21 protein-coding genes and 1 pseudogene are annotated in these 23526 nt (G+C 54.6%); 15 read left to right on the top strand and 7 right to left on the bottom strand.

Annotation, left to right across the window (positions count from 1 at the left end; all coding sequences use genetic code 11):
- Positions 1–71: 71 nt before the first annotated feature.
- The 6 genes from WHX55_RS15105 to WHX55_RS15080 all read right to left on the bottom strand — a co-directional run bounded on the left by WHX55_RS15105 (position 72) and on the right by WHX55_RS15080 (position 7002).
- Positions 72–1223, bottom strand: a complete 1152-nt coding sequence (locus WHX55_RS15105) for an MFS transporter (protein WP_353743000.1) — start codon at positions 1221–1223, stop codon at positions 72–74.
- 96 nt (positions 1224–1319) lie between these two features.
- Positions 1320–2354, bottom strand: a complete 1035-nt coding sequence (locus tag WHX55_RS15100) for a helix-turn-helix domain-containing protein (protein WP_150755497.1) — start codon at positions 2352–2354, stop codon at positions 1320–1322.
- A gap of 48 nt (positions 2355–2402) precedes the next feature.
- Entirely contained in the window at positions 2403–3752 is a 1350-nt protein-coding gene (locus WHX55_RS15095) for an MmgE/PrpD family protein (protein WP_353742999.1), read from the bottom strand.
- Between the two features lie 87 nt (positions 3753–3839).
- Positions 3840–4883, bottom strand: coding sequence for a glycine betaine/L-proline ABC transporter substrate-binding protein ProX (proX, locus tag WHX55_RS15090; protein WP_353742998.1), 1044 nt, complete (start codon positions 4881–4883; stop codon positions 3840–3842).
- A gap of 67 nt (positions 4884–4950) precedes the next feature.
- Positions 4951–5916 (bottom strand): glycine betaine/L-proline ABC transporter permease ProW, encoded by a 966-nt coding sequence (proW, locus tag WHX55_RS15085; protein WP_353742997.1) that lies wholly within the window; start codon positions 5914–5916, stop codon positions 4951–4953.
- Positions 5917–5964: 48 nt separating this feature from the next.
- The gene (locus WHX55_RS15080) at positions 5965–7002 is read right to left on the bottom strand and encodes a glycine betaine/L-proline ABC transporter ATP-binding protein (RefSeq protein WP_353742996.1); all 1038 of its coding nucleotides are present in this window, start codon (positions 7000–7002) and stop codon (positions 5965–5967) included.
- Positions 7003–7451: 449 nt separating this feature from the next.
- On the opposite strand from WHX55_RS15080, the gene WHX55_RS15075 reads away from it, so the two are divergent.
- Positions 7452–8405, top strand: a complete 954-nt coding sequence (locus tag WHX55_RS15075; protein ID WP_172435296.1) for a LysR family transcriptional regulator — start codon at positions 7452–7454, stop codon at positions 8403–8405.
- A 114-nt stretch (positions 8406–8519) separates the two neighbouring features.
- Here the strand turns inward: WHX55_RS15075 and WHX55_RS15070 are convergent, their stop codons facing one another.
- Complete coding sequence (locus tag WHX55_RS15070) at positions 8520–9755, bottom strand: aromatic ring-hydroxylating dioxygenase subunit alpha (protein ID WP_150723828.1); 1236 nt, start codon at positions 9753–9755, stop codon at positions 8520–8522.
- A gap of 362 nt (positions 9756–10117) precedes the next feature.
- On the opposite strand from WHX55_RS15070, the pseudogene WHX55_RS15065 reads away from it, so the two are divergent.
- The 14 genes and pseudogenes from WHX55_RS15065 to WHX55_RS15000 all read left to right on the top strand — a co-directional run.
- A pseudogene (locus tag WHX55_RS15065) lies at positions 10118–10243 on the top strand (GntR family transcriptional regulator); the annotation flags it as partial.
- Positions 10240–11151 (top strand): dihydrodipicolinate synthase family protein, encoded by a 912-nt coding sequence (locus WHX55_RS15060; protein WP_150755494.1) that lies wholly within the window; start codon positions 10240–10242, stop codon positions 11149–11151. The pseudogene WHX55_RS15065 and the gene WHX55_RS15060, both read left to right, overlap by 4 nt.
- Positions 11144–12661: an aldehyde dehydrogenase gene (locus tag WHX55_RS15055; RefSeq protein WP_150723830.1), complete on the top strand. Its 1518-nt coding sequence runs from the start codon at positions 11144–11146 to the stop codon at positions 12659–12661. The genes WHX55_RS15060 and WHX55_RS15055 overlap by 8 nt, the downstream gene beginning before the upstream one ends.
- Positions 12658–14004, top strand: coding sequence for an FAD-binding oxidoreductase (locus WHX55_RS15050; protein ID WP_353742995.1), 1347 nt, complete (start codon positions 12658–12660; stop codon positions 14002–14004). The genes WHX55_RS15055 and WHX55_RS15050 overlap by 4 nt, the downstream gene beginning before the upstream one ends.
- 68 nt (positions 14005–14072) lie before the next feature.
- A complete protein-coding gene (locus WHX55_RS15045; RefSeq protein WP_353742994.1) occupies positions 14073–14924 on the top strand; it encodes a glycine betaine ABC transporter substrate-binding protein in 852 nt (283 codons plus the stop codon).
- A 75-nt stretch (positions 14925–14999) separates the two neighbouring features.
- Positions 15000–16118 (top strand): glycine betaine/L-proline ABC transporter ATP-binding protein, encoded by a 1119-nt coding sequence (locus WHX55_RS15040; RefSeq protein WP_353742993.1) that lies wholly within the window; start codon positions 15000–15002, stop codon positions 16116–16118.
- Positions 16115–16963 (top strand): ABC transporter permease subunit, encoded by an 849-nt coding sequence (locus WHX55_RS15035; protein ID WP_353742992.1) that lies wholly within the window; start codon positions 16115–16117, stop codon positions 16961–16963. The genes WHX55_RS15040 and WHX55_RS15035 overlap by 4 nt, the downstream gene beginning before the upstream one ends.
- The gene (locus tag WHX55_RS15030; protein ID WP_150723835.1) at positions 16960–17808 is read left to right on the top strand and encodes an ABC transporter permease subunit; all 849 of its coding nucleotides are present in this window, start codon (positions 16960–16962) and stop codon (positions 17806–17808) included. The genes WHX55_RS15035 and WHX55_RS15030 overlap by 4 nt, the downstream gene beginning before the upstream one ends.
- 12 nt (positions 17809–17820) lie before the next feature.
- Positions 17821–18819 (top strand): 4-hydroxyproline epimerase, encoded by a 999-nt coding sequence (locus WHX55_RS15025; protein WP_353742991.1) that lies wholly within the window; start codon positions 17821–17823, stop codon positions 18817–18819.
- 102 nt (positions 18820–18921) lie between these two features.
- Positions 18922–19935 carry a GlxA family transcriptional regulator gene (locus WHX55_RS15020; protein ID WP_191624885.1) on the top strand — a complete coding sequence of 338 codons (1014 nt, stop codon included), beginning with the start codon at positions 18922–18924 and terminating at the stop codon, positions 19933–19935.
- A gap of 34 nt (positions 19936–19969) precedes the next feature.
- Entirely contained in the window at positions 19970–20887 is a 918-nt protein-coding gene (locus WHX55_RS15015) for a DMT family transporter (RefSeq protein WP_150723837.1), read from the top strand.
- Between the two features lie 103 nt (positions 20888–20990).
- Positions 20991–21770 (top strand): SDR family NAD(P)-dependent oxidoreductase, encoded by a 780-nt coding sequence (locus WHX55_RS15010; RefSeq protein ID WP_150723838.1) that lies wholly within the window; start codon positions 20991–20993, stop codon positions 21768–21770.
- 209 nt (positions 21771–21979) lie between these two features.
- On the top strand, positions 21980–22687 hold the full coding sequence (locus WHX55_RS15005) for a TetR/AcrR family transcriptional regulator (protein WP_150724302.1): 708 nt from the start codon (positions 21980–21982) through the stop codon (positions 22685–22687).
- Positions 22677–23453, top strand: coding sequence for a pyrroline-5-carboxylate reductase dimerization domain-containing protein (locus tag WHX55_RS15000; RefSeq protein WP_151213527.1), 777 nt, complete (start codon positions 22677–22679; stop codon positions 23451–23453). Before WHX55_RS15005 ends, WHX55_RS15000 begins: the two co-directional genes overlap by 11 nt.
- Positions 23454–23526: the final 73 nt, after the last annotated feature.

The following is a 23526-nucleotide window of genomic DNA, read 5'->3' as shown; positions in this document are numbered from 1 at the left end:
CCTTCTGGTTTTCTGGGCGAAGAGTTCGATTCGCAATGGCCAATGCTGAAATCGCGCCGAAAACGATTGGGTTAACTGCGAAGAAATCGTGCTGTTGCACTGACAAAAACGAGGAGAACAATCAGACAGCCCATAGCGAACGACAAGGTGCTCAGATGAGCGATCGCCCCAATACACACTGGACCGATCAGAATGCCCGCGTAGCCCATCGAGATGACAGCGGGGATGGCTACCGCCTGTGGCATACGTTGCTGCCGGCCTACAGCGGTAAAGAGCACTGGGACAATGTTCGAGCAGCCAGCCCCGACCAGGGCGTAGCCGATCAAGGACGCGGGCCAGCCATCGATTCCAAGCGACACAATCATGCCCGCGGCTGCGCAAAGCCCGCCAAGCGCAACGACGCGCACGCCGCCCAGTTTGCTGACGATGGCGTCCCCCGTCAGGCGGCCCACCGTCATCGCAGCGGCGAAGGATGCGTAGCCCAAACCGGCGATGCTCGGCTCTAACCCTCGGTTTGAGACAAGAAAGACTGCGCTCCAGTCAAGCATTGCACCTTCGGTGAGGAAGACGATGAAGCAGAGCGTCCCTAAAAGCAGCACGATACCTCTGGGCACCGCGAACAATGGCCCACCCCGTTCAGTGCCATAAGTCAGCAAAGCAGGCGCAGCCTTGTAAAGCGATCCCAAAACGGTGGCAACGATACAGAGCGCCGCAATCAGTGGATCCAGCCCTAAGGTCAATAAAGCGGTCATGGCCCCGGCGCCCACTATGCCTCCGACGCTGTAAAGGCCATGGAAGCCGGACTGAAGCGCCTGCCCGCTGTTTTTCTCGACGATGACGGACTGTATGTTCATGGCGCAATCAAGCATGCCCATACTGGCACCGAAGAGAGTGACAGCTATGACCAAGCCAGGCAGCCAAGCCACGGTGCTCAACAGCGGAAGAACGGCACACAAGACAATCGTCGCCCAGATTACGACCGGTCGGCATCCATAGTGTGCAGTGAGATACCCAGCGAAGGGCATGGCCACAATAGATCCACCGCCAAGGCCAAGCAGCAGCAACCCCAGGCCACCATCGTCCAGGCCGGCGCGTGCTTTAACCAATGGAACCAGAGGTGCCCAAGCGGACATGAGTAAGCCCGCGATGAGGAAGGCAATGCGTGTAGACATCCGCTCGCTGTGGTTAGCCGTGGGTATTAACACCGGCGATGGAGCATTCATAATTCTCGGTAATCCTTATCGATGATGCCAGCCATCATTTACTCGGCTTGGACATTGCGGGTTTCGTATGTTTTTCGCGTGCACGGGTTTCGAAACTTAGCGCCTGCGCTCATACGTTGCTCTATAACTGCTTGGCGCTACGCCAAAGAAGTCACGAAAGCGCATATGGAAGTTGGCGAAACTACAGAAGCCGGTCGCAATCGCGATATCGGTGATCGGCCGATTGCTCTGCAAAATAAGCTGTCGTGCTCGAGTCAAGCGCAGTTCAAGGTAGTAGCGTGTGGGCGTGGCGCCCACGAAACGGCAGAAGCGCCGCTCCAATTGTCGTCGGGAAATTTTCACACATTCAGCCAGTTCGTCGATCGATAGTGGCTCTTCGATGTTCCTTTGCATCAGTTCTAAAGCGAGCTTCAGGGTTTGTGGCAAGGTGGGGTCAGTGTCAACGATGACAGTCGATATCCCGGAGACTTCAGCGGTTTGATCGCAACTGAGTATTTCCTCGACAGCGTGGGTCAGCGACACGCCTTGTTTAGCGGTGATGAGCTCCAGCATCATTCGTAACGAACTGCTGGCGCCGGCGCATGTGATACGGTTCCTATCTAATACGTGAGTCCGACAAGTGATCAGGACTTTGGGGAAAACATCCTCCATCATCGCTCGCCCATCTGGATGGAAGGCACACTCGACACCGTCCATCAACTGAGCTTCCGCCAGAAAAAACGCACCATTCCACAAACCGCCCATGGTCGCGCCAAGAGAGGCGACGTTACGTAGCTTGCGCCGTAATAGCGGGTCGCTGACCAGCTTCACTCGCAAACCACCGGCGACGATGAGAACGTCGATACGATCCGGTAGTTGGGATAACTCCTGGTCCGCTGAAATTGCGATTCCCAGATCGCTCATCACAAGACGGTTCTTGATGCCGACCGTCAACACCTCAAACGCCGGTGTCTCGCTAATCAGGTTGGCGGTCACCAGCGCATCGATAGCGCCGGTGAACGACATCATCGAGAAATTGTTCAAAAGCACGAAAGCTACACGAGTCACCGCCTGCGGCATTAATGGTTTCTCCGCCGTATAGGAGTACCCCATGTTCTTGTCTTTAAGCACGCTCTCGAATACGAATGGCATAAATCCTCTTTGACACCTTTACCAATAGCTACGAAACCGTTGCTCAATCTAGGCAGCGGTTTTTGGAGCAGACAGCAACAAATCAAAGAATGACTGGCAGTCATCGCTCTCAGGCAGTGCTTCAACACTGTTCTTGATCGCATTGCTGAGCGTGGATCCCAAGCTGTCATCAGCCAGCAAATGATATTTAGCCGTGAGTTCGGCACTCGACATAGGGTTGCCGGGATCGCCCTTGGCCGTCGCGGTTGGGCTCGTAAGACGCGTGCCGTCTTTCAGGGTAACGGTGACGCGGGAGAGAATTTCCTCAGGGAACCTGGCGGACAGGTCGGGCGCCTCATGAAGGGTTATCTTCCCGCTGATGTTCAAGATGTCCGGCTCATGAATGGAGTCCCCGGTGACTTCGTCCGGGCCCAGCTTTCCACGGACGATCAAGGCGGCCAGTGGAAATGCGAGCGCATACTGGGCCTCATCCGCATTCTTCGGAAAATGCCCCTGCAGGCACACAGACTCGTGGAATGTCTCGACATCGATGGTCTCGATCAACTCAGCAGTGATGACTGGATGTGCTCGCATCAAATCGGTCATGGCCGTGAGTGCCGGTTGCGCCCAGCGGCATACCGGCCACGGTTTGAAATATTGCTCGTCGATCTCCCAACGGGTTCCGATGTCCTGCCAGAAAGTGGAAATCTCCAAAGGTTCAACGGTGGCGGCTGGAGCGCCAGTGACACCGAGCTGTGCCATCAGTAATGCGTTCAGTCCGGCATACGCCCCGGCACCGTGGGCATCACGCAACATCGTCGGAAAACTCACCAGACGCATCATCGGACACCTGGGGCCAAAGTATTCCGCGATACCCAGTGCATGACGGAACGTCGTTTCATCAAGCTTCAGCAAGCGGGCGCCAACGCAAACGACCCCGATCCCGGAAAAGGCACCTGAGGCATGATATTCCGGGGCAGTGGCCATCAATGCCTGGCCCGCCCGCAAAGCAGTCTCGTAACCGATGCACAGTGCGCTGAGGAATTCTTCGCCGCTGATGTCTTTGCCCTGACTGCGAAACGCGTCTACCAATGCAACAATGGCCGGGACTACGGTTGCACCCGCATGCCCCTTGGAGGTGAAGTGACCTTCATGGGCATCCAGGCTATCAACGCAGAAACCGCCGGCATACGCGGCGCCCAATGGATGTACGGTTCTGCCGTCGAACCAAAGGCGACTGGACAACTTATTGGCAGAGTAGTGGGCGTCAGCGTAAGTTTTGAGCATCACGCTGGTTTGATTATTGCGAGCTCCGGCGGCCACGCCAATGATGTCGAGCAGGCAAGTTTTGACCAACTCGCGTGTATGCAGAGGAGCGTCCTTGTAACTGAAATTCTGGACGAATGAATACAACTGCATTTCAATATTCCCGAGTAATGAACGCCGAAACGGATAAAAAAGTTGCCCGATGAAGGGCAACCTTTTACGTGGCTTTATAAGAAGGGACTAGTTCTTTGCGGTGGCGGTATTTGCCGCGGCGCGTGCGTCTGCCAGCCAGCTGTCGTATTTCGCGCGATGAGCCGCGATCCATTCTTTGGCGTGCCGGGTAATGTCAGCTGCACTTTTTTCGCCATCGTGCATTTTGAGATTTTGCGCGCTTTCATCGTCGGTAGTGATCTGCATTTCAGACAGGAACTTCACGGCCGCCGGATTTTTCTCGGCGAACTCTTTGTTGATTACCGCTTTGACACTGTCTACCGCGAAACCAAGGTTTTTACCATTGAAGGTAGTGTTGACATCGTTTTTGCCACCTGGAAGATCCGTACGCGGCACGGTCAGCCATACAACATCTTTACCTTCGACCAGAACACCGGAGATCCACTGAGGCACCCAGGTGTAATAGAGAATCGGCTTGCCTTGTTTATAACGAGCGATGGTGTCAGCCATCAAGGCAAAGTAGGAGCCTTGGTTATTTGTGACGGTTTTTTCCAGGCCATAGGCTTTCATATGGTGGGCAATGATCAGCTCACAGCCCCAACCGGGGTTGCAACCAGTGAGGTCAGCTTTACCGTCACCATTAGCATCGAACAGTTTGGCAATTTCCGGTTTCTGTAAATCTTCGATAGAGGTGATGTGGTGTTCATCAGCCGTTTTCTTGTCAATCATGTAGCCCTGCAACACGCCCGGCATAATGTCGCCGGTTTTCACCATCGTCTCATCGCCACCGGCCTTCTCGTAGAAAGATTTGTGCAGTTCCTCCCACAGATGTACCGAGAAATCAGCGTCACCATTGGAAATCGCCACCATCATGGTGGAGTACTCGGTTTCCTTGGGGGTCTCAACGTCGTAGCCCAATTCCTTGAGACCCGCCATTGCAATCTCTCCGCGGAATCGCTCTTCGGCGATTGACGGGAAAATGGGAGTGATCGATACCCCTTTTCCGGGCAACTGCGCCGTGGCGGCCGATGCGAAAACAGGTGAAGCCGCTAGTACTAAAAGCGCCACAGAATGAATGAATTTCTGTTTTATTCCGACTGTTGTGAAGTTCATTATTGTTTACCTTGGCTGGATTACGAAGTTGGCATTTCTTTTGGTTCACGACGCGCCACTGAGCGGGTTAACTTTCTTTGGGACTAACTTCTATTTTTGTAATCGCGTTTTTTCTTTTCAGGCGATAAATGACACCCGCCGGGCCGGTCTGGTACCAGTGCTCACCTTTGGTTGCTCTGTTACTGCGCTCGCCCATCGCCTGGGTCAGGCGGTCAAGGAAAATCGCCAGCAATACCAGGCCCAAGCCACCGACGGTTGCCAAGCCCATATCAAGACGGCCAATCCCGCGAAGCACCATCATCCCCAACCCACCAACCGAAATCATTGATGCGATCACCACCATCGAAAGTGACAACATTAATGCCTGATTCAAACCCGCCATGATCGTTGGTGCAGCTAAAGGAAGTTGAACTCGCCTCAGCATCTGGCGTGGGGTACATCCGAAAGCCCGGGCGGCCTCAACCTTGTCTTCCGGTACCTGGCGAATTCCCAGATTGGTGAGCCTGACCAGTGGTGCTACCGAAAAGATGATCGTGACCAGTACCCCCGGTACGTTGCCGATACCAAACAGCATCACCACGGGTACCAGATAAACAAAAGCAGGCAGTGTTTGCATTGCATCGAGCACTGGCCGCAGAAGCATCTCCAGCCGGTCACTCCGGGCACACAGGACGCCCAGCGGTATGCCAATTACTGCACAGAAAAACAGTGAAGTGAGCACCAGAGCAAGGGTAATCATGGCGTCATTCCACACGCCGATCACGCCTAATAGCGTAAGAGTAACAAAGCAAAGAATACCTATTCTTTTTCCGCCTACCTGCCAACCAAAGAGCGTGGCGATAATAATGAATATTGACGGAGGAATGGCCAGTAGTCCGTACTGAATACCATTAAGTACCTGGTCGATAGGCCATCTTATCGAGCGAAATATCTCGCGGAAATTATGGACCATATAATTCAGGGCAACTTCTACCCATTGGCCCAAAGGGACGTTGATGGATTGAAACGGGTCTAGAAAACTGAATTCGTTCATGCTAATCACCTGAATGTCCGAGCCTGGCAAGCCAGCTAATAGAGACTATTAGTGTCGGCTCATTGTCTGAAGCAGTAGGCTCTTGGAGATCGTGCCTTTGAACACACCCTGGCGATCCAGGACGGCAACTGGATTAACTGCATCAGCAACGATGTGAAAGACGTCCTGCAGGAGTACATCGTCGCGCAGCGTAGGCGTGGATTGATCCACGGCGTACGGATGCTCTGCACAAATCCTGGCAACATCGCCAGCCTTGAGGATCTTCGAGGCATCGAAACCTTTGAAGAAGGCCCTGACGTAATCGTTCACCGGGTTGCAAAGCAGTTCTTGCGGGGTACCGATCTGTACTACCCGACCACCCTCCATGATCGCAATGCGATGGCCGATGCGAATCGCCTCGTCAATGTCATGGGAGATGAAGATGATGGTGCGATGCTGTTCTGCCTGCAGGCGGATCAGTTCTCCCTGCATTTCGTGGCGAATCAACGGGTCGAGTGCCGAGAAGGCTTCATCCATCAGCAGGATGGCTGGGTCGTTAGCCAGCGCTCGGGCCAGGCCTACCCGCTGTTGCATACCGCCGGACAGTTGGTGCGGGTAACTGTAGGCGTGGCCATCGAGCCCCACCTGTTTAAGTGCCTCGAGTGCACGTTTATGCCGTTCGCTTTCCTCGACACCCGAGATTTCCAGGCCGAAAGCAACGTTGTCGATCACACTCATGTGGGGCATCAGGGCAAACGACTGAAACACCATGCTCATGTCTTTGCGACGAACGCTGAGGAGATCAGCATCCGACAGACCGGTGATTTCCTGGCCGTTGAGATGGATTGTTCCGGAGGTTGGCTCGATCAGTCGATTGAACAAGCGGACCATCGTCGACTTCCCGGAACCGGAAAGCCCCATGATGACAAAAATCTCTCCACGTTTTACGGAGAAACTGGCGTCAAAAACGCCAACGACTTGACCGGTTTTGCTGAAAATTTCACTTTTATCAGCACCGCGCGCCAGCATCTCCATCGCGAGTTTTGGCTGAGCACCAAAGACTTTGTAAATGTTTTTTACCGAGAGTATCTCGTCACCAAGACTCATAACCCCTCCTGCTGCAATTACGACATAAGATCAAGAATTCAGGTGTACGTGTCTTGATCAGTTCAGACGGTGCTTGTGGGGGCAGTCAAGCTGGGAGAAAGGTTGGGAAATAGTCATAGTGACCATCCTCTTTATTATGTGATGTTTATTATTTTTGTTTTTATCGGCGCTGAATTAAGCAGCACCTTGAGAACCAAGTTATTACCTTATAGAGTCAGCGTCTAACAACATTTCTTCCAGCCAATCAATAACGCCATGTTATCAATTATTGAATCATGTCAATTTGCGACTGCGGCAGTGCTAGTTGCGAAGACGACTACGGCTGGCCCTGTCTTAGACCCTTTGTTTCAGCTACGCTCCAGCATTGGCTCTAGGTGGAACCCTCTCGCCGATCTCGTCCCTAACGGCCCTCCAAAGGGCCCCGAACCGGATATTCAATACTCTAGGTTATGGTTAAGCACATCGATCCAGACATGACGCTGCTGAAAATGCCGTCTCTGAAAGCAGTGAAGTCATTCGTAGCCGCCGCCAAATATCAGAGCTTTACGCGTGCGGCTGAAGCGCTGTGCGTTACTCAAGCGGCGATCAGCCGTCAGATTCGGGAGCTTGAGGCGTACCTTGGGGTGGATCTCTTCAAGAGGGTGGGGCGAGCTGTCGAGTTGACGGAAGCCGGATCCATCTTTTTTGATGCGGCACAGCTATCTTTCGTCAACATTTCCCAGGCGGCGGAGCGCATTCGCACCAACAATGCAGGCAAGCGCACGTTGACGCTTTGCTGTTCTCCCGCGTTTTCAGCCCTCTGGCTCGCAGCGAAGCTGCCAGGTTTTTTTACCAAGAACGCAGACATCGACCTCAATCTGGTCACCACTCAAAACTTTTTGTCGATGGAACCGGGTGTAACTCCGGACATCTTCATCACCAAAATGGCCAGGATTCAGGATGGCTACCGCAGTTATCCGTTGTTTCATGACGTCATCTATCCTGTGTGCACACCTCGTTACAAAGAGGAGCACCCTGAGCTGTCCAGCCTGGAAGGGTTACGCGACGGGGTTTTGCTCAACCTCAGCCCCTATGGCAGATCCCAGGTAGCGGAGCACGTTGACTGGGGCGTTTGGCTGGCTTATCACGATGTTGATATCGAGAAACGCCCCCACGACAGCCCTCACGTTTTCAATGCGAACGACTACAACCTGGTCATCAGCATGGTGTTGACCCATCAGGGCGTAGCCCTCGGATGGAATCACCTGGTTGCAAACCTGATCGAAAACGGCACGCTGATTCGGCCGATAGAAGAGGAAGTGGTTCTCCATGAAAGTCAGCACTATCTGACATTTCGTGAAGACCGGATCAATGACGACGCGTGTTGTCGGCTACGAGACTGGATTCTCGCCCAGTTTTCCTGAGCTGTCTGGAAGACAGGAGTGCTGATTGAGCCGTGACTCGGGGTGCGAGGAGGGGAGAAGTGTGGGTATGCCGGTGGTGATCATTCGTGGTTCTCACCACCGGCAGTTTTGCTCTTAGCCGACAGATCTTAACGGGATCGTGTCATTGAGTTGCTCAAGCATCGTTTTGCAGTACCAATCATCAAACTGACACACACCAATTTCGCTGGCCACCGACAATGGGCCCGGCTCGTAAGCAGGAGAGCTGACGCCGACCTGTGCGCCTTCAACCAAGGTGCGATCCTGGTCATTGGTTGCAAGCCAAACCTTGGTCAGGCGATCGATGTCGTAGTCGACACCTTCCTGCGCGTCCTTCTTGACGATCCATTTTGTAGTGACCAACGTTTCGCCCGGACCGATGGGCAGAACGCGGAAGCTCAGCGCGTGATCGCCCAGAAAGTGGTTCCAGGTTGATGGGTAGTTGAAATAAAGCAGCGCACCGATGTTGGCTTCACCGGTTGTGTCCAAGCGACCGGCAACCGCAGGCTTGCCATCCATTGTGTAGCTGACGGCACCGGAAAAAAGGGGGATGCGCGTCATGCGGAAGCGACCGTCTTCGTCCATGACCAATTGGCTGGGCAGGCCTGCCGCTTCGCAACGATCCCAATGCTCTTTGAGTTCAAGATCCTCATCGCCGCCGGCGCCACCCACTGATGGGTTGTCAACGAATGAGTGCATCAATTCCGGGTGAGTAAAATCGCAGTGGTAACACTCGCGGTTGTTCTCGAAAACCAGTTTCCAGTTACCTTTCTCGATGATGTTCGACTCAAACGCGACTTTGCAGTCGTCCAGGTTATGAGGCGCAACGAAAGGCGTCAGAGATTTTCTGAATGACGAAAAGTCAGGAGCCACATCAGCGACGCACACATAGATGTACGTTTCGACGACCTCACAATGCACGGACTTCAACCCATGCTGAGACTTGTCGAAGTCCTCCCCCATGTTTCCGGCGAAAAGCAGTCTGCCATCCAGCTCGAAGGTCCATTTGTGGTAAGGGCATACCAGCTTGGCGACCTTGCCGCTTGCTTCCGGGCACACCTTGGAGCCGCGATGACGACAAGCGTTGTGGAATGCACGAATCTGTTTATCTGCGCCACGGACGATCGCGACAGGGTAATCGCCGATTTGCAGCGACAGGTACTGACCCGACTTCTCCAGCTCAAATGTGTGCCCTGCGAAGATCCAGCTTTTGTGCCAGATCTGTTCCAGATCCTGCCTGTAAACGTCTGGATCGCTATAAAGGGCACCTGGCAGCGCGTGGTCAGGCTTGCGCTGCGCAACAAGATTTGAAACTGCCGATTTAGTGCTCACGGTCAACACACTCCAAAATACCAAAGGGACGACAAAAGACCATTGTTTGCATCAATCTCGATATTGGGTAACGTCATTTCGCCGATAAAATATCGCTGTTGTAAAGACTACGTCTGCAATCACACCCCAACAAGAAACTTTTACGCTTATCAATGCATAAACAAATGTTATCGATCGATAGCGTAGCTTTAAGATGCTGTTCGTAACCAATTGAATTTAAAGGATAAATATTTTTCGACTCTGTGCGCTATATCGCTTTAAAGATGTCTATGCGAGGAAGACACGCTATTGACCACTCTATTGCCCCATGCCAGTCTGGATTCAACAGCTAACGGTACTTAGTCAGTAAAACAACCTCTGGCGATCTCGTGTTTGAGCATTGGGAACTGTCCCGTGAAAACATAGAGATCTTTATCGCGCCTCAAGGCATCAAAGCTGGCGCGCTCGTTGATCTTCCACCTAACTCCCATTCGGAGCATTTATCTTGAAATTTGAAGGTATTTATACGCCAGCAGTAACTCCTTATAACTCTGATGGGGAGATTGACTGGGATGTGTACTCGGAAGTTTTGGAGTCGCTGATTGAGGCGAAGGTGCACGGCATTATTATCGGCGGGTCGACCGGCGAGTATTATGCGCAGACGTCGGAAGAACGCACCGAGTTGGCGGCCTACGCCAAAGACGTGATCGGCACTCGGGTGCAACTGATCGTCAGTACCGGGGCGATTCGCACCGAAGATGCGGTTCAGTACGCCAAGGATGCCAAATCGATCAAAGCGGACGCGATTCTCGTCACGTCCCCGCCTTACGCGCTGCCAACCTCACAGGAAAACGCGATTCACGCGCTCACTATCGATCGCGCAGCGGACTTGCCGATCATGCTTTACAACTATCCGGGGCGCATGTGCGTTTCGATGGATGAAGAGTATTTCACGCGTGTCAGCCAATCGAAAAACGTCGTCGCCATCAAGGAAAGCTCCGGCGACATGGGCCAGGTGCATATGCTGGCCCGGCAGTTCCCCAACATCGCCTTGTCCTGCGGATGGGACGACCAGGCCCTCGAGTTTTTTGCCTGGGGCGCCCGCAGTTGGGTGTGCGCAGGTTCCAACTTCCTGCCCAAGGAACACGTCGCGCTTTATGAAGCCTGCGTGATCGAAAAGAACTTCGACAAAGGCCGTCAAATCATGTCGGCAATGATGCCGCTGATGAATGCCCTGGACGGTGGCAAGTTCGTGCAGTCGATCAAGTACGGCTGTGAAGTTGCCGGATTGAAAGTCGGTAACGTGCGCCTGCCATTGCAGCCACTTGAAGCGGACGAAAAGCAGAGTTTCGCGTCGGTCATTACTGAACTCAAACGTAACGTAGCCAACATTTCTTCGGGAGCCAGCCATGGGTGATCTTCTGAACAAGGCCGAGTATGCCGCTCTGGCCAAAGACATTTCGCTGCCCTCCAAGGCATTCATCAATGGCGCGTTTAAACCCGCGATCTCGGGCAAAACCTTCGCCACGAACAATCCGGCGACGGGTGAGTTTTTGACTGACGTCGCCGCCTGTTCGTCCGAGGATGTCGACTTTGCGGTGAGCAATGCCAAAGAGGCCTTTGAGGATGGACGCTGGAGATCTGTTTCTCCTCGGGAGCGCAAAGCGGTTCTGTTGAAGTTTGCAAACCTGCTTGAAAGCCATCAACACGAACTGGCCATCCTCGAAAGTCTCGATAGCGGCAAACCGGTCAGTGAATGTCAGTTGGTCGACATCCCGGACACCATCCACACGATCCGCTGGCACGCAGAACTGATCGACAAGATTTATGACAACACCGCCCCGGTGGGCAGCGACGCGCTGACCATGGTGGTCCGGGAGCCGATCGGCGTGGTGGGCTGCGTATTGCCCTGGAACTTCCCGCTGCTGATGCTGGCCTGGAAAATCGGCCCGGCGCTCGCCGCAGGATGCTCGGTCATCGTCAAACCTGCTGAACAAACGTCGCTGACCACGTTGCGTGTTGCTCAACTGGCGTTTGAAGCCGGTATACCCGCCGGTGTACTGAACATTGTGACCGGCACGGGCAAAGAGGTCGGCGAGCCCATTGGCTTGCATAACGACGTCGACATGGTGAGCTTTACCGGTTCCACTGCGACCGGCCGCCGCTTCCTGCATTACGCCGCCGATTCGAACCTGAAGCGCATCGTCCTTGAGTGCGGCGGGAAAAACCCGGCCGTGGTGATGGACGATGCCCAAGACCTGGATCTCGTCGCTCAGCATGTCGTCAATGGCGCGTTCTGGAATATGGGCGAGAACTGCTCCGCGACCTCGCGTCTGATCGTCCATGCGTCTGTTAAAGACGAACTGCTGGAGCGCATGGGCGCGTACATCCGCGAATGGAAAATGGGTGACCCACTCGATCCGGAAAACCGCGTAGGGTCGCTGGTCAGCCCTGAGCATTTCGCAAAAGTGAAGTCGTACCTTGAGCACGCCACCGCCGGAAAGCTTGAAGTGGTTTACGGTGGTGCGACCAAAGACGGTGCCTTCGTAGAGCCGACCGTGATAGACGGTGTCGGTCCAGACAACCGTCTGTTTCAGGAAGAGATCTTCGGCCCGATTCTTTCGGTCACCACCTTCAATACGATCTCGGAAGCGATTGCCCTGGCCAATAACACGGTCTACGGCCTGGCAGCCTCGGTATACACCGCCAGTCTGCGCCGGGCGATCAGGTTGTCACGGGAAATTCGCGCGGGCATCGTCACGGTGAACTGCTTTGGTGAGGGCGATGCTTCGACGCCATTCGGCGGCTACAAGGAGTCGGGCTTCGGCGGTCGGGACAAATCCATTTTTGCCCATGACCAGTACACCGAAATCAAAACAATCTGGATCGATGTGTCTGATCGGTCGGATGAAGAGACCGAAAAATGAGCACCCATACCATCAAGCGCCTGCCGGTAGATACCGGGGTTTCGGGTTGGGAGGCGATTTCCGCACGCACTGCGCCTGTCCGCATGCTTGATGGAAACGTGACGGCGGATTGGCTGATTATCGGTGCCGGTTTTGCCGGCTTGTCCGCCGCTCGCAGACTTTCACAGTTACACCCCGGTGACAGCATTGTTGTGGTCGATGCTCATGAAGTCGCCAAGGGGCCGGCAGGCAGAAACTCTGGTTTCATGATCGATGTGCCGCACAGTCTGTCGTCTGGGGAATACTCCGTGGCGAGTGAGTCTGCAACGGCGCTGGAAATCACGCAAAATCGTTTTGCGATCGATTTCGCTGCGCAGGCGGCACGCGAGTACGGTATGTCGCCAGACACCTTCGACCCTTCAGGGAAGATCAACGCGGCCGCCACTGAGCGGGGATTGAAGCTGAACGTCAATTACGCACAATCCCTTGAGCGCATCGGCGAGAAGTTCGAGATGTTTGATGCCGCGCAAATGCGCGAAATCACTGGGTCCACCTATTACAACGGTGGGATCTACACGCCCGGCGCAGTGTTGATTCAACCCGCACAATACATCCGAGACCTGGCAGCAGGGCTCGAAGGGAAAATCACGCTGTTCGAACGCTCTCCGATTATTGAATTGACCAAGCAGGGAAGCGGTTGGAGCGCTCGATCTCATAACGGGACGGTGCACGCACCCAAGGTCATTTTGGGGGTTAACGGGCACATTGAAGACTTTGGACATTATCAAGGACGCCTGTTGCACGTCTTCACTTACGCCTCCATGACGGCCGCGTACAGTGATGATGCATTCAAGAAAGACGTGCCGGGTAGAGGCAAGTGGGCATTGTTGCCAGCTGATCCAATGGGGGCGACTGTTCGTAAAATCTCTACAGACGGTCTCTCGCGTATCGTCATCCGGACAAAATTCACCTATGACCCGAGTATCCAGGTCACGCCAGAGCGTGTAGCGGCGGTGGCCAAGGAGCAGCGACACTCCTTGGACGCCCGCTTTCCGGAATTGAAATCCACTGCATTGGAATTCAGTTGGGCCGGCCGTCTGTGTTTGAGTCGTAACAGCGCCGCTGCATTTGGCGAGATCGAAGAAAACCTGTATTCGGCTTGCTGCGAAAATGGGTTGGGAACGGTCAAGAGCACTCTGGCAGGTGTAATGGCGGCGGAATTGGCTTCGGGTATACGTTCTGATTTTCTGGATAGTATCAGTCACGCGCCAGGACCCAGCAGGCTACCCCCCCAAATAATAACGAAGCTGGGCGTTAGCTCGGTCATTCGTTGGCATGAATTTTGGGCCGGGCGAGAAGGTTAACAAGTTTAAGCTGTCGGCTTTTCCTATAAAGGCCGTTTAATAAGTCACTAATAAGAACGGAACAATCCATGAAGAGTATTTGGAAGGCATTCTGCGCGCTCGCGTTTGTGGGTATGATGAGTTTGCAGGCACACGCTGAAGAAAAAAACATAGTAATGGGGACCATGTCTTGGGAGGATTTGGTGCCCATTACCGGCATTACCAAGAAGGTACTTGAGAACGCTGGGTATACCGTAAAAGTCGTGGAGTTTTCCGAGTGGGGGATCGCCTACGCTGCACTCAGCAAAGGGGATATTCAGGTATTGGCATCCCAGATTGATTACGCCGCCGCCGATTATTGGAAAAAGAACAAGAACAAAATCGAGAAGCTGTCACCGGTCTCCTTTGGTCTTTATCAGGGAATGGCAGTACCCAGTTACGTAGACATCGACTCCATCGAACAGCTGAATGCAAACGCGGACAAACTGGGGAACAGAATCATTGGTATTGAGCCAGGTTCGGGTTTGATGAGTGACGCGAACAACGTCGTCAAAGCGTACGACATCAAGCTCAAGCTGGTCGAAGGCAGTACTTCCGCCATGACCGCGGCTTTAAAGTCGGCAGCCGACCGAAAAGAATGGGTGGCGGTAACCGTCTGGGATCCTTCCTGGATGACCAAGAAATTTGATCTCAAATTCTTGAAAGATCCAAAAGGGGTCTTCCCGCCGTTGCAGGGTTATTACTGGATTGGACACAAAGGCTTCGCTGAAGCCAATCCGCGTGCGCGTGAACTGATGGCCAGTGTTTATGTGCCTATCACGGACATCACCGCGATGAATGCTGAAGTCAAGGATGGCAAGACCATGGACGAGGCTATCAAGGGTTGGATTGATAGTCATACAGATCTTGTAAATCGTTGGGGAAATATCAAGAACTATTAAGTTTTGTTTCTTTGCCACTGCCGCCCTTTGATTAATTAAAGAAACCAGCAAACAACTGGTTCGATGGATTGCGAAATGACAATGGCCACAATTAATACTGACGAAGTGCTGGTGGATTGCCAGTCGGTTTGGAAAATCTTCGGTAAAAATGCACCGACAGCCATGGACGCGGTTGTCCAGCAGGGTCTTTCAAAGACCCGGATCCTTCAAAACTATGGCTGTGTGGTCGGGGTTTCCGATGTCAGTCTCCAGGTTCGCCGGGGGGAAATCTTTTGCATCATGGGTTTGTCCGGCAGTGGCAAATCCACCCTTATAAGGTTGCTGAACAAGCTGATCACCCCGAGCTCGGGGAAGGTGCTGGTCAAAGGCAAGGACGTTTCATCCTTGTCGCCGGCACAACTGCGAGAGGTGAGGGCGCGTCACATCGGTATGGTCTTTCAAAGTGTTGCCTTGCTGCCTAACCGTACGGTTCTTGAGAACACCGCGTTTGGCCTGGAAGTGCAGGGTGTGGGCAAGGCTGAACGTTACAAAGTGGCCGAGCAGGCGCTGGCGAAGGTTGGATTGAGCGAATGGACTTCACGCTATCCAGGCGAACTGTCAGGCGGCATGCAACAACGGGTCGGACTGGCGCGTGCACTCACAGCTGACCCAGAAATAATTTTGATGGATGAGCCGTTCAGCGCACTTGATCCGCTGATTCGCCGACAGTTGCAGGATGAGTTCCGTCAGCTGACCAAGGAGCTGGGCAAGTCCGCGGTGTTTATCACACACGATCTGGACGAGGCCATCCGCATCGGTGACCGCATTGCGATCATGAAGGATGGCGCCATCATTCAGGTTGGCACCGCTGAGGAAATCGTGCTCAACCCGGCTGACGACTACGTGGCGGAATTCGTCGCCGGCATTTCCCGATTGCATCTGGTCAAGGCTCACTCGGTCATGACGTCTGTCCAGGCCTACAAGGCTGCACAGCCGACTTGCGATATTTCCAGGCTCATCCAAACCTCGCTTGACGCCGATATCGATGAACTCATCAGCTTGACGATGAAGTCCAGGCGCGACGGGCTTGCCGTCGTCGATAACGGAACAGTGGTCGGGATCATTACGCCTCGTGATCTGCTGCGTGGCGTTCAAGGTATTCCCAACGAGTTGGCGCCCGCAGCTACTGCCAACGCGATGGAGGCGTCCGCATGAGCATGCCGGATTTTTCCAGTCAGTTTGATACCTCCATTGATACAGGACTGGAATGGCTTTCGGACAATGGCGAGTTCGTGTTCGATGCCGTCAATGCGGTGCTGAATGGCATATACGAAGGCGTGCTGTGGTGTGTCGCCTATCCACCGCACTACGTTGTAGCGATTGTCATGGCGTTGATTGGCTGGCGTCTGGCTGGCGTTCGCTTTGCAATTCTTACAGGTTTGGCCTTGTTGTTTTGCGACGTCATCGGCTTGTGGCCAGAGACAGTCAGCACGCTTGCCCTGGTGCTCACAGCGACTGTCCTGGCACTGGTTGTCGCCATTCCGCTGGGGGTCATTGCCGGTCTGGCGCCGGCCTTTGATCGTGTGGTTGATCCTTGTCTGGATTTGATCCAAACGATGCCGCCCTACATCTACCTGCTACCGGCCATTGCACTGCTCGGCTACGGCCCTGCCACGGCGCTGTTGGCGACTTTTATCGTCGCGCTTCCCCCTGCGCTACGACTGACCTCCCTGGGTATTCGCATGACACCCAAGGAGTTCATCGAGTTGGGAGATGCCAGCGGCGTGACCGGAATGCAGATGTTTTTCAAGATCCGCTTACCGTTCGCCATGCCCAGCATCATGGCCGGTGTCAACCAAAGCCTGATGATGGCGTTCGGTATGGTCGTCATCGCCGGCATTGTGGGTTCGGGCGGTTTGGGCGAGGCGATTTACGGTTCCATCCGTACGTTGGATATCGCCAAGTCGATCAACGCGGCCATCGCTATCGTTATCCTGACCATGATCCTGGATCGTCTGGCGCAGAGTGCTGCACAGGCGCGGGTGAGGGCTTCCCAATGACAACGCACATTCAATTTTCTCCAGGCGATTACCTGGCTCCCGCCGTTGACTGGCTGAACACTAATTTACATGGATTGTTCAAAGGGATAAGTCAGGTCATTGAGGCGGTACTCGGTGCAGTGGAGGGGGCGCTGCTTGCTCCCCATCCGTACTTATTCATCGGTATTGTCGTCGTTGCGGCCTTCTTTTTTGCCAATAAACGAGTCGCTGTTTTCTCTGCGGTGATGTTGGCTTTCTGTTTGTTCGCTGGCCTTTGGGTCGCGTCCATCCAGACGATTGCGCTCGTCAGCGTGTCGGTCCTGATCTCTGTTGCCATTGCTTTCCCGCTGGGGGTTCTGGCCGCCCGGGTGAAGCGTGTAGATGAAGCGTTGCTGCCGATTCTGAACATCATGCAAACGGTGCCGCCCTGGGTATACCTGATCCCCGCAGTGATGCTGTTCAGCTTGGGACGAGTGCCCGCGATCATCGCAACGATTGTTTACGGCATCCCGCCGATGCTCAGATTGACGACTCTGGCCTTCAAGCAGTTGCCCAAGGATCTCCTTGAGTTGGGCCAGGCGTCCGGTGCTTCACCTAAAGACATTCTGTTCAAAATTGAACTGCCGACTGCTGCACCCACACTGTTGGTAGGCCTGAACCAATGCATCCTTATGTCGCTGGCGATGGTGGTGCTGGCAGGTTTGGTGGGGGCGGGCGGTCTGGGGGCTGAAGTTACCCGTGGCCTCTCCAGGATGGAGATGGGATTAGGCCTTCGAGCGGGCCTGGCCATTGTCGCTATTGCGCTGCTGTTGGATCGACTGTCACGGGGCGCGTTACAGCGTCACTCCCCCAGCAAACTCCTTTGAAAGGGCATCAGTATGAGACGCAGTTTTTTTTGCATTGATTCGCACGCGTGCGGCAACCCGGTTCGGGTTGTAGCGGGCGGAGCACCGCTGATGCCCTCCGTATCGATGGCGGAGCGTCGCGATATTTTCGTGCGTGACCACGACTGGGTACGCACCGCATTGATGTTCGAGCCTCGGGGACACGACATCATGTCTGGCGTCATTATTTATCCATCGGTACGTGATGACTGCGACTTCGGTGCGCTGTTTATCGAAGTCAGCGGCTGCCTGCCGATGTGTGGAGCGGGCACCATCGGATTATCGACCGTGGTCATTGAAGAGGGCTTGGTGACACCTCGTGAGCCGGGAAAACTGGCGATTGAAACACCGGCGGGACGGGTCGATGTCGAATACACCATGGGCGGCGAGTTTGTTGAGTCGATTCGCTTGTTCAACGTAGCCAGCTACCTGCACAGCGCCGATGTGGTGGTGGAAGTACCTGGTATTGGTACGTTTACAGTGGACATCGCCTACGGCGGGAATTTCTATGCGGTGGTCGAACCACAGGAGTGCTGGACTGGATTCGAAGGGCAGACGACGGCTGACATCGTGGGGATGAGCCAGAAGCTGCGCGCAGCGCTCTCGGCCATTTGTGACCCTGTGCATCCAGAGAACAGCAGAATCAGTGGTGTTCATCACATCATCTGGTGTGACAAACCACAGAGCAGAACCGTGCATGGCCGCTGTGCAGTATTCTACGGTGATAAAGCTATTGATCGTTCTCCCGGCGGTACCGGTACCTCGGCCCGGATGGCTCAGCTCTTCGCAAAGGGTCGGCTGAACGTCGGCGACGTTTATCGACTCGAAAGTCTGATCGGTACAATCTACGAAGGAAAAGTGGAGGCGTCGGTAAAGGTCGGAACTTTCGACGGCATGAATCCAAGTGTCAGCGGCTGGGCTGAGGTGATAGGTCACAACACTATTTTCGTCGATGACAAAGACCCTCTGGCCCACGGGTTCCAGCTCGCATAAACAGTACGGTCACGGCGCCGGCGGTTGATTCTTCGCAAGCGCGGATTCAACCGTGGTTTGCACAAAGGCTGCATTCGTCAGTGTAAAGAAGCGAGGCGTAAAGTGATCGAACGACGAGATTTCAGCGGGTGTATGAAAGGTAAAAACCTGCGCTATGTGGAAGAGACCCGGAGTGAGCCGACGGCTCATGCCCGGGCAGGATTTTTACTGCTCGAGCACTTCTCGTTGCCTGCATTTACGCAAGCGCTCGATACGATTGTCACTGCCAACCTTTTGCGTCCTGCGTTGTTCTCTTCACGAACCTTCGGGGTGCAGGACGGAGAGGTTACCAGCGACCTTGGCCTGGTCATTCGACCGGATGCGCGTTTGGACGTGGCAGCACTCAAAGACCTTAATTTACTGGTCATCTGCGGCGGCTATCGCACCGAACTCAAAGTCAATCACGAGCTGATCAGCATCCTTAAAACGGCATCGGAACTGGGTATCACCCTGGCCGGGCTGTGGAATGGGGCGTGGTTTTTGGGCGTGTCAGGTTTGCTTGAGGGGTATCGTTGTGCGATTCATCCCGAACACCGACCTGCGCTCGCAGAAATTTCAAAAGTCACGCATGTCACCAGTGAAGCATTTGTCATGGATCGAGACCGGCTCACGGCTTCGAGTCCGGCGGGTGCTTTTCATATGGCTCTCGAGTGGATCAAAGGGCTGCATGGCAAGGCGCTTGTCGAGGGCATCGAAGACATTCTGTCTTTCGAAGAGTCGCGGTATCGGCGTATCAAACCGACACAGAACATCTCGTTGAGCGCCCCCCTCAAAGAGGTGGTCAAACTGATGGACGCCAACCTTGAAGAGCCATTGCAAATGGACCAACTGGCGGTTTATGCCGGACGTTCCCGTCGACAAATAGAGCGCTTGTTCAAAGAGCAACTGGGTACCACGCCGCAACGGTATTACCTGGAATTGCGCATTACCGAAGCACGGCGATTACTTCAGCACACAGAGCTGTCTCAGGTTGATGTGCTGGTCGCATGCGGCTTTGTTTCACCGAGCCATTTCAGCAAATGCTACAGCTCGTATTTTGGTTACCGGCCTTCGAGAGAAACGCGGCTGGTGAAGTAAAAACCGGACTGTCGAAAAAATTAGGGAGGCGGGCATGACCGAGTTGCGATTGAAGTTTGACCGAACAAAAAATGCTGCGCCCACCGTTGCTGCTAGTCCTGGCGTCGCAAGGCCCCAACTCGGGATTTTTTTATGCCTGCTTTCAATGCTTATCTTTGCGAGCCAGGACGGAATAACCAAGGTGCTTGTCAAAGACTTCCCGGTTGCCCAACTGGTCATGGTGCGTTATTGGGTGTTTGTCGTTTTTGCCCTCGGATATGCCGCCTACCAAGGTAGGGTAAAGGAGTCTTTATGCAGTAAACACCCTTGGCTCCAAATCATTCGAGCACTGTTAGCCGTTGGTGAGATAGTACTGTTTGCAGTCGGGTTACGATATTTAGGTTTGGCTGAAATGCACGCTCTCTATGCGGTATTCCCTCTGATGACTTTGGCATTGGCGGGGGGCCTGCTAGGAGAGTTTGTCGGGCTACGACGTTGGATCGCTGCTGCCATAGGGTTCACCGGCACACTGATCATCCTCCGACCAGGCGCGGGCGTCTTTGAACTGGCAGCCGTGATTCCCTTGCTGTCTGCTTTAGGGTTCGCATTCTTCAATGTACTGACGCGCCGGATTAGCCAGCACGATTCCTTTGCGACGAACATGCTTTTTATGGCAAGTGTGGGTGCCCTGACGATCACATTTGTGGGGCTGCCCGCATGGGTTTCTCCGACTCCAGTCCAGGGCTTCTTGATGGGGATCCTGTCATTGACGGGAGTAGTCGCTCAGATTCTCCTCATTCAAGCACTGAAGTACGCGACCGCTTCTACCCTGCAGCCTTTCAACTATGCGCTTCTGGTGTTCGCCACTTTGATTGGTGTGATCGTCTTTGCCGAGCGCCCTGACACATGGGTAGTTGTCGGAGCAGCGTTGGTGATTATCGGTGGGCTGTATGCGATTAAAGCCAAGGCGTGAACACTCAACCTATCCTTTCGAGACTGATAGGCTCAGCTGATTTCTCTCCCCCTAGACTGCCATGGGGTCAGGGGCTAATCCCGGACGACAGGAGCAAAAGGCGATGGTTGCGGACTGGAGTGGGCAGGTAGCGCTTGTCAGTGGTGCCGGTAGTGAGCGTGGAATTGGATTTGCGATTGCGAAGCGCCTGGGCAGCTTGGGCGTACGGTTGATCGTCACTGGCAGCAGCGCTCGCATTCATGATCGAGTGGAGGAGTTGCGTGCCACAGGGTTTGAAGTGCAAGGGCGTGCGGCTGACCTGAGCCAAGAGGATCAAGTCCTTGAGCTGACCACTTGGGCCGAATCGGTTTGGGGGCGAATTGATATTCTTGTGAACAATGCTGGCATGGCCGCACAGGGGCATCCGGAGCCATTTGCCGATCTGGCGGACATGAGTGTCGATAGCTGGAATCTCTCGATTGCTCGAAATCTGACAACCGCCTTTCTGTTGACCCGTGGAATTTTGCCGGGGATGCGCAACAGGCACTACGGCCGTATCGTCAATGTCAGCTCCACGACTGGCACTCGGGCAGGTAATCCGGGAGAGGCGGCTTATGCTGCGGCCAAAGCGGGAATGGTGGGTATGAACATGAGCCTGGCCCTTGAGGTTGCGCGCTATGGAATCACTGTGAACTCGGTCGCGCCGGGCTGGATCGCCACAGGGTCAAGCACTCCAGAGGAAGAGAATGCAGCGAAGTATGTCCCGGTTGGCAGGGCAGGTCGCCCGGAGGAAGTGGCTGCTGCCGTTACGTTCCTGGCGTCACCTGAGTCCAGTTACATTACAGGCGAGTTGCTGGTGATCGATGGTGGCAATTGCTTGATAGAGAACAAAGCGCCCAAGTAATCAATGCCTGCCCGCCGCGAAATTTTGCAGCGAACCAGAGTCTGGCTTCGCGCAACCTGCAGCGGAGGAGGGTAAGTGACTCCCTCCATCGCACGGGGGCTGACTCGAGATCGAGCGTCTCGAAAATGTACGCCTATGTACATGCCGTGTACGCCACAGATCCTGAGGTGTACAGTGGCGAAGAATTTTCAAATAAAGGTGCAACCCGAATGTCACAGACAGGAAGGGCGAAAACCAAAGCGCAGGACGCAGGCTGGCGAGGCTCCGTCGATGGTTGGCTGGACGCCGCCTACGATGCTCTTAAAGAGTCGGGTGTGGATGCTGTGCGGGTGATGCCGCTGGCCAAACGCTTGAATTTGTCTCGTACCAGCTTTTACTGGTTCTATGAAGATAGGGAACAGCTGCTCGCGGCACTCCTGGCTCGATGGCGGGACAAGAACACCGGCGGCATGGTCAGCCAATGCGAGAGTTACGCAGAAAGTATTTCCGAAGCGATTCTCAACGTCTTCGAATGCTGGGTGAACCCTGAACTGTTCGACTCGCAGTTCGAATTTGCCGTGCGCAGTTGGGCGCTGCAATCGGACGAGGTCACTGCTGAAATCGCTCTGGCCGATGAAACTCGGATGAATGCCCTGGCCGCGATGTTCCGACGATTTGGCTACGACGGCGAGGGGGCTGACGTTCGGGCCAGGACGATCTACCTCACGCAGATCGGCTACATCTCCATGAAAACCAGTGAAGATATCGTCGTACGATTTCGACGGATTCCTCAGTACGTGAGTGTGTTTACCGGCAAGGTACCTAAGCGGCGCGAGCTGGACCGCTTTTATGGAAAGTTCGGCTACGCGGAAAAAGAGCCCGGCGTTTTCGTTCCTTTGGTTGAAACATTCGAGGAGTCGACTGCCGATGGAGAATAGAACTCTGGGCATCATCGGAGGTACCGGCTGGCTCGGGCGCGCAATCGCGCAGGCGCTGCTCGATAGCGGGTTCATCGAGCCTGACCGTTTATTGATCTCGAACCGCTCCGGCGTCAGTACCTTCGAGCCAGGCGTGAGACTGCTTGCCGACAACCAGCAGTTGGTGGACCTCAGCGATATTGTCGTGCTGTCCATCCGGCCGGAGCAGTTTCGTGAACTGCAGATTAACGCCCGCGGCAAGCTGGTGATTTCCCTGATGGCCGGAGTTCCGGCGGCAGCCATCAGCGCGGCCACCGGTGCGGATGTAGTGGTGCGGGCCATGCCGAATGCGGCCGTGGAAATCAGGCAGTCGTTCACGCCCTGGTACAGTGCCGGAAACCCTGTTGAACGCGACCGCCAGTGGGTGCAACGACTGTTCGAGTGCGTAGGTTCGGCGGACGAAGTGCCTGATGAAGACTATATTGATTACCTCAGCGCGTTGTCCGGGACTGGGCCGGCTTTCCCGGCAATGATGCAAATGGCACTTACTAATCAGGCGGTGGCTGCGGGAATTCCCCTTGCCATCGCGCAGCGCGCTGCACAAGGCGTGGTGGTGGGGGGTGGCCAGATGCTTGCCAGCCGCGATCCGCGGCAAATGATTGAGTCGTTGATGGCTTACCGTGGCGTGACGGCAGCAGCGCTGCAGTCGATGGCTGATCAGGACATCGAATCCATTGTGGGGCGGGCAGTCAATGCAGGCGCTGAGGTTGCGCGGCGGGGAATGTAGCCGGGGCAGGGGATATACAGGGAAGGCCCGCTGAAGGGCCTTCACTGCAGAAGGCGTCATGGGACGCTCCGTG

This window comes from Pseudomonas fluorescens, from assembly GCF_040448305.1.
Lineage (GTDB): Bacteria > Pseudomonadota > Gammaproteobacteria > Pseudomonadales > Pseudomonadaceae > Aquipseudomonas > Aquipseudomonas fluorescens_BH.
This window is presented reverse-complemented; position numbering and strand designations above follow the sequence as displayed.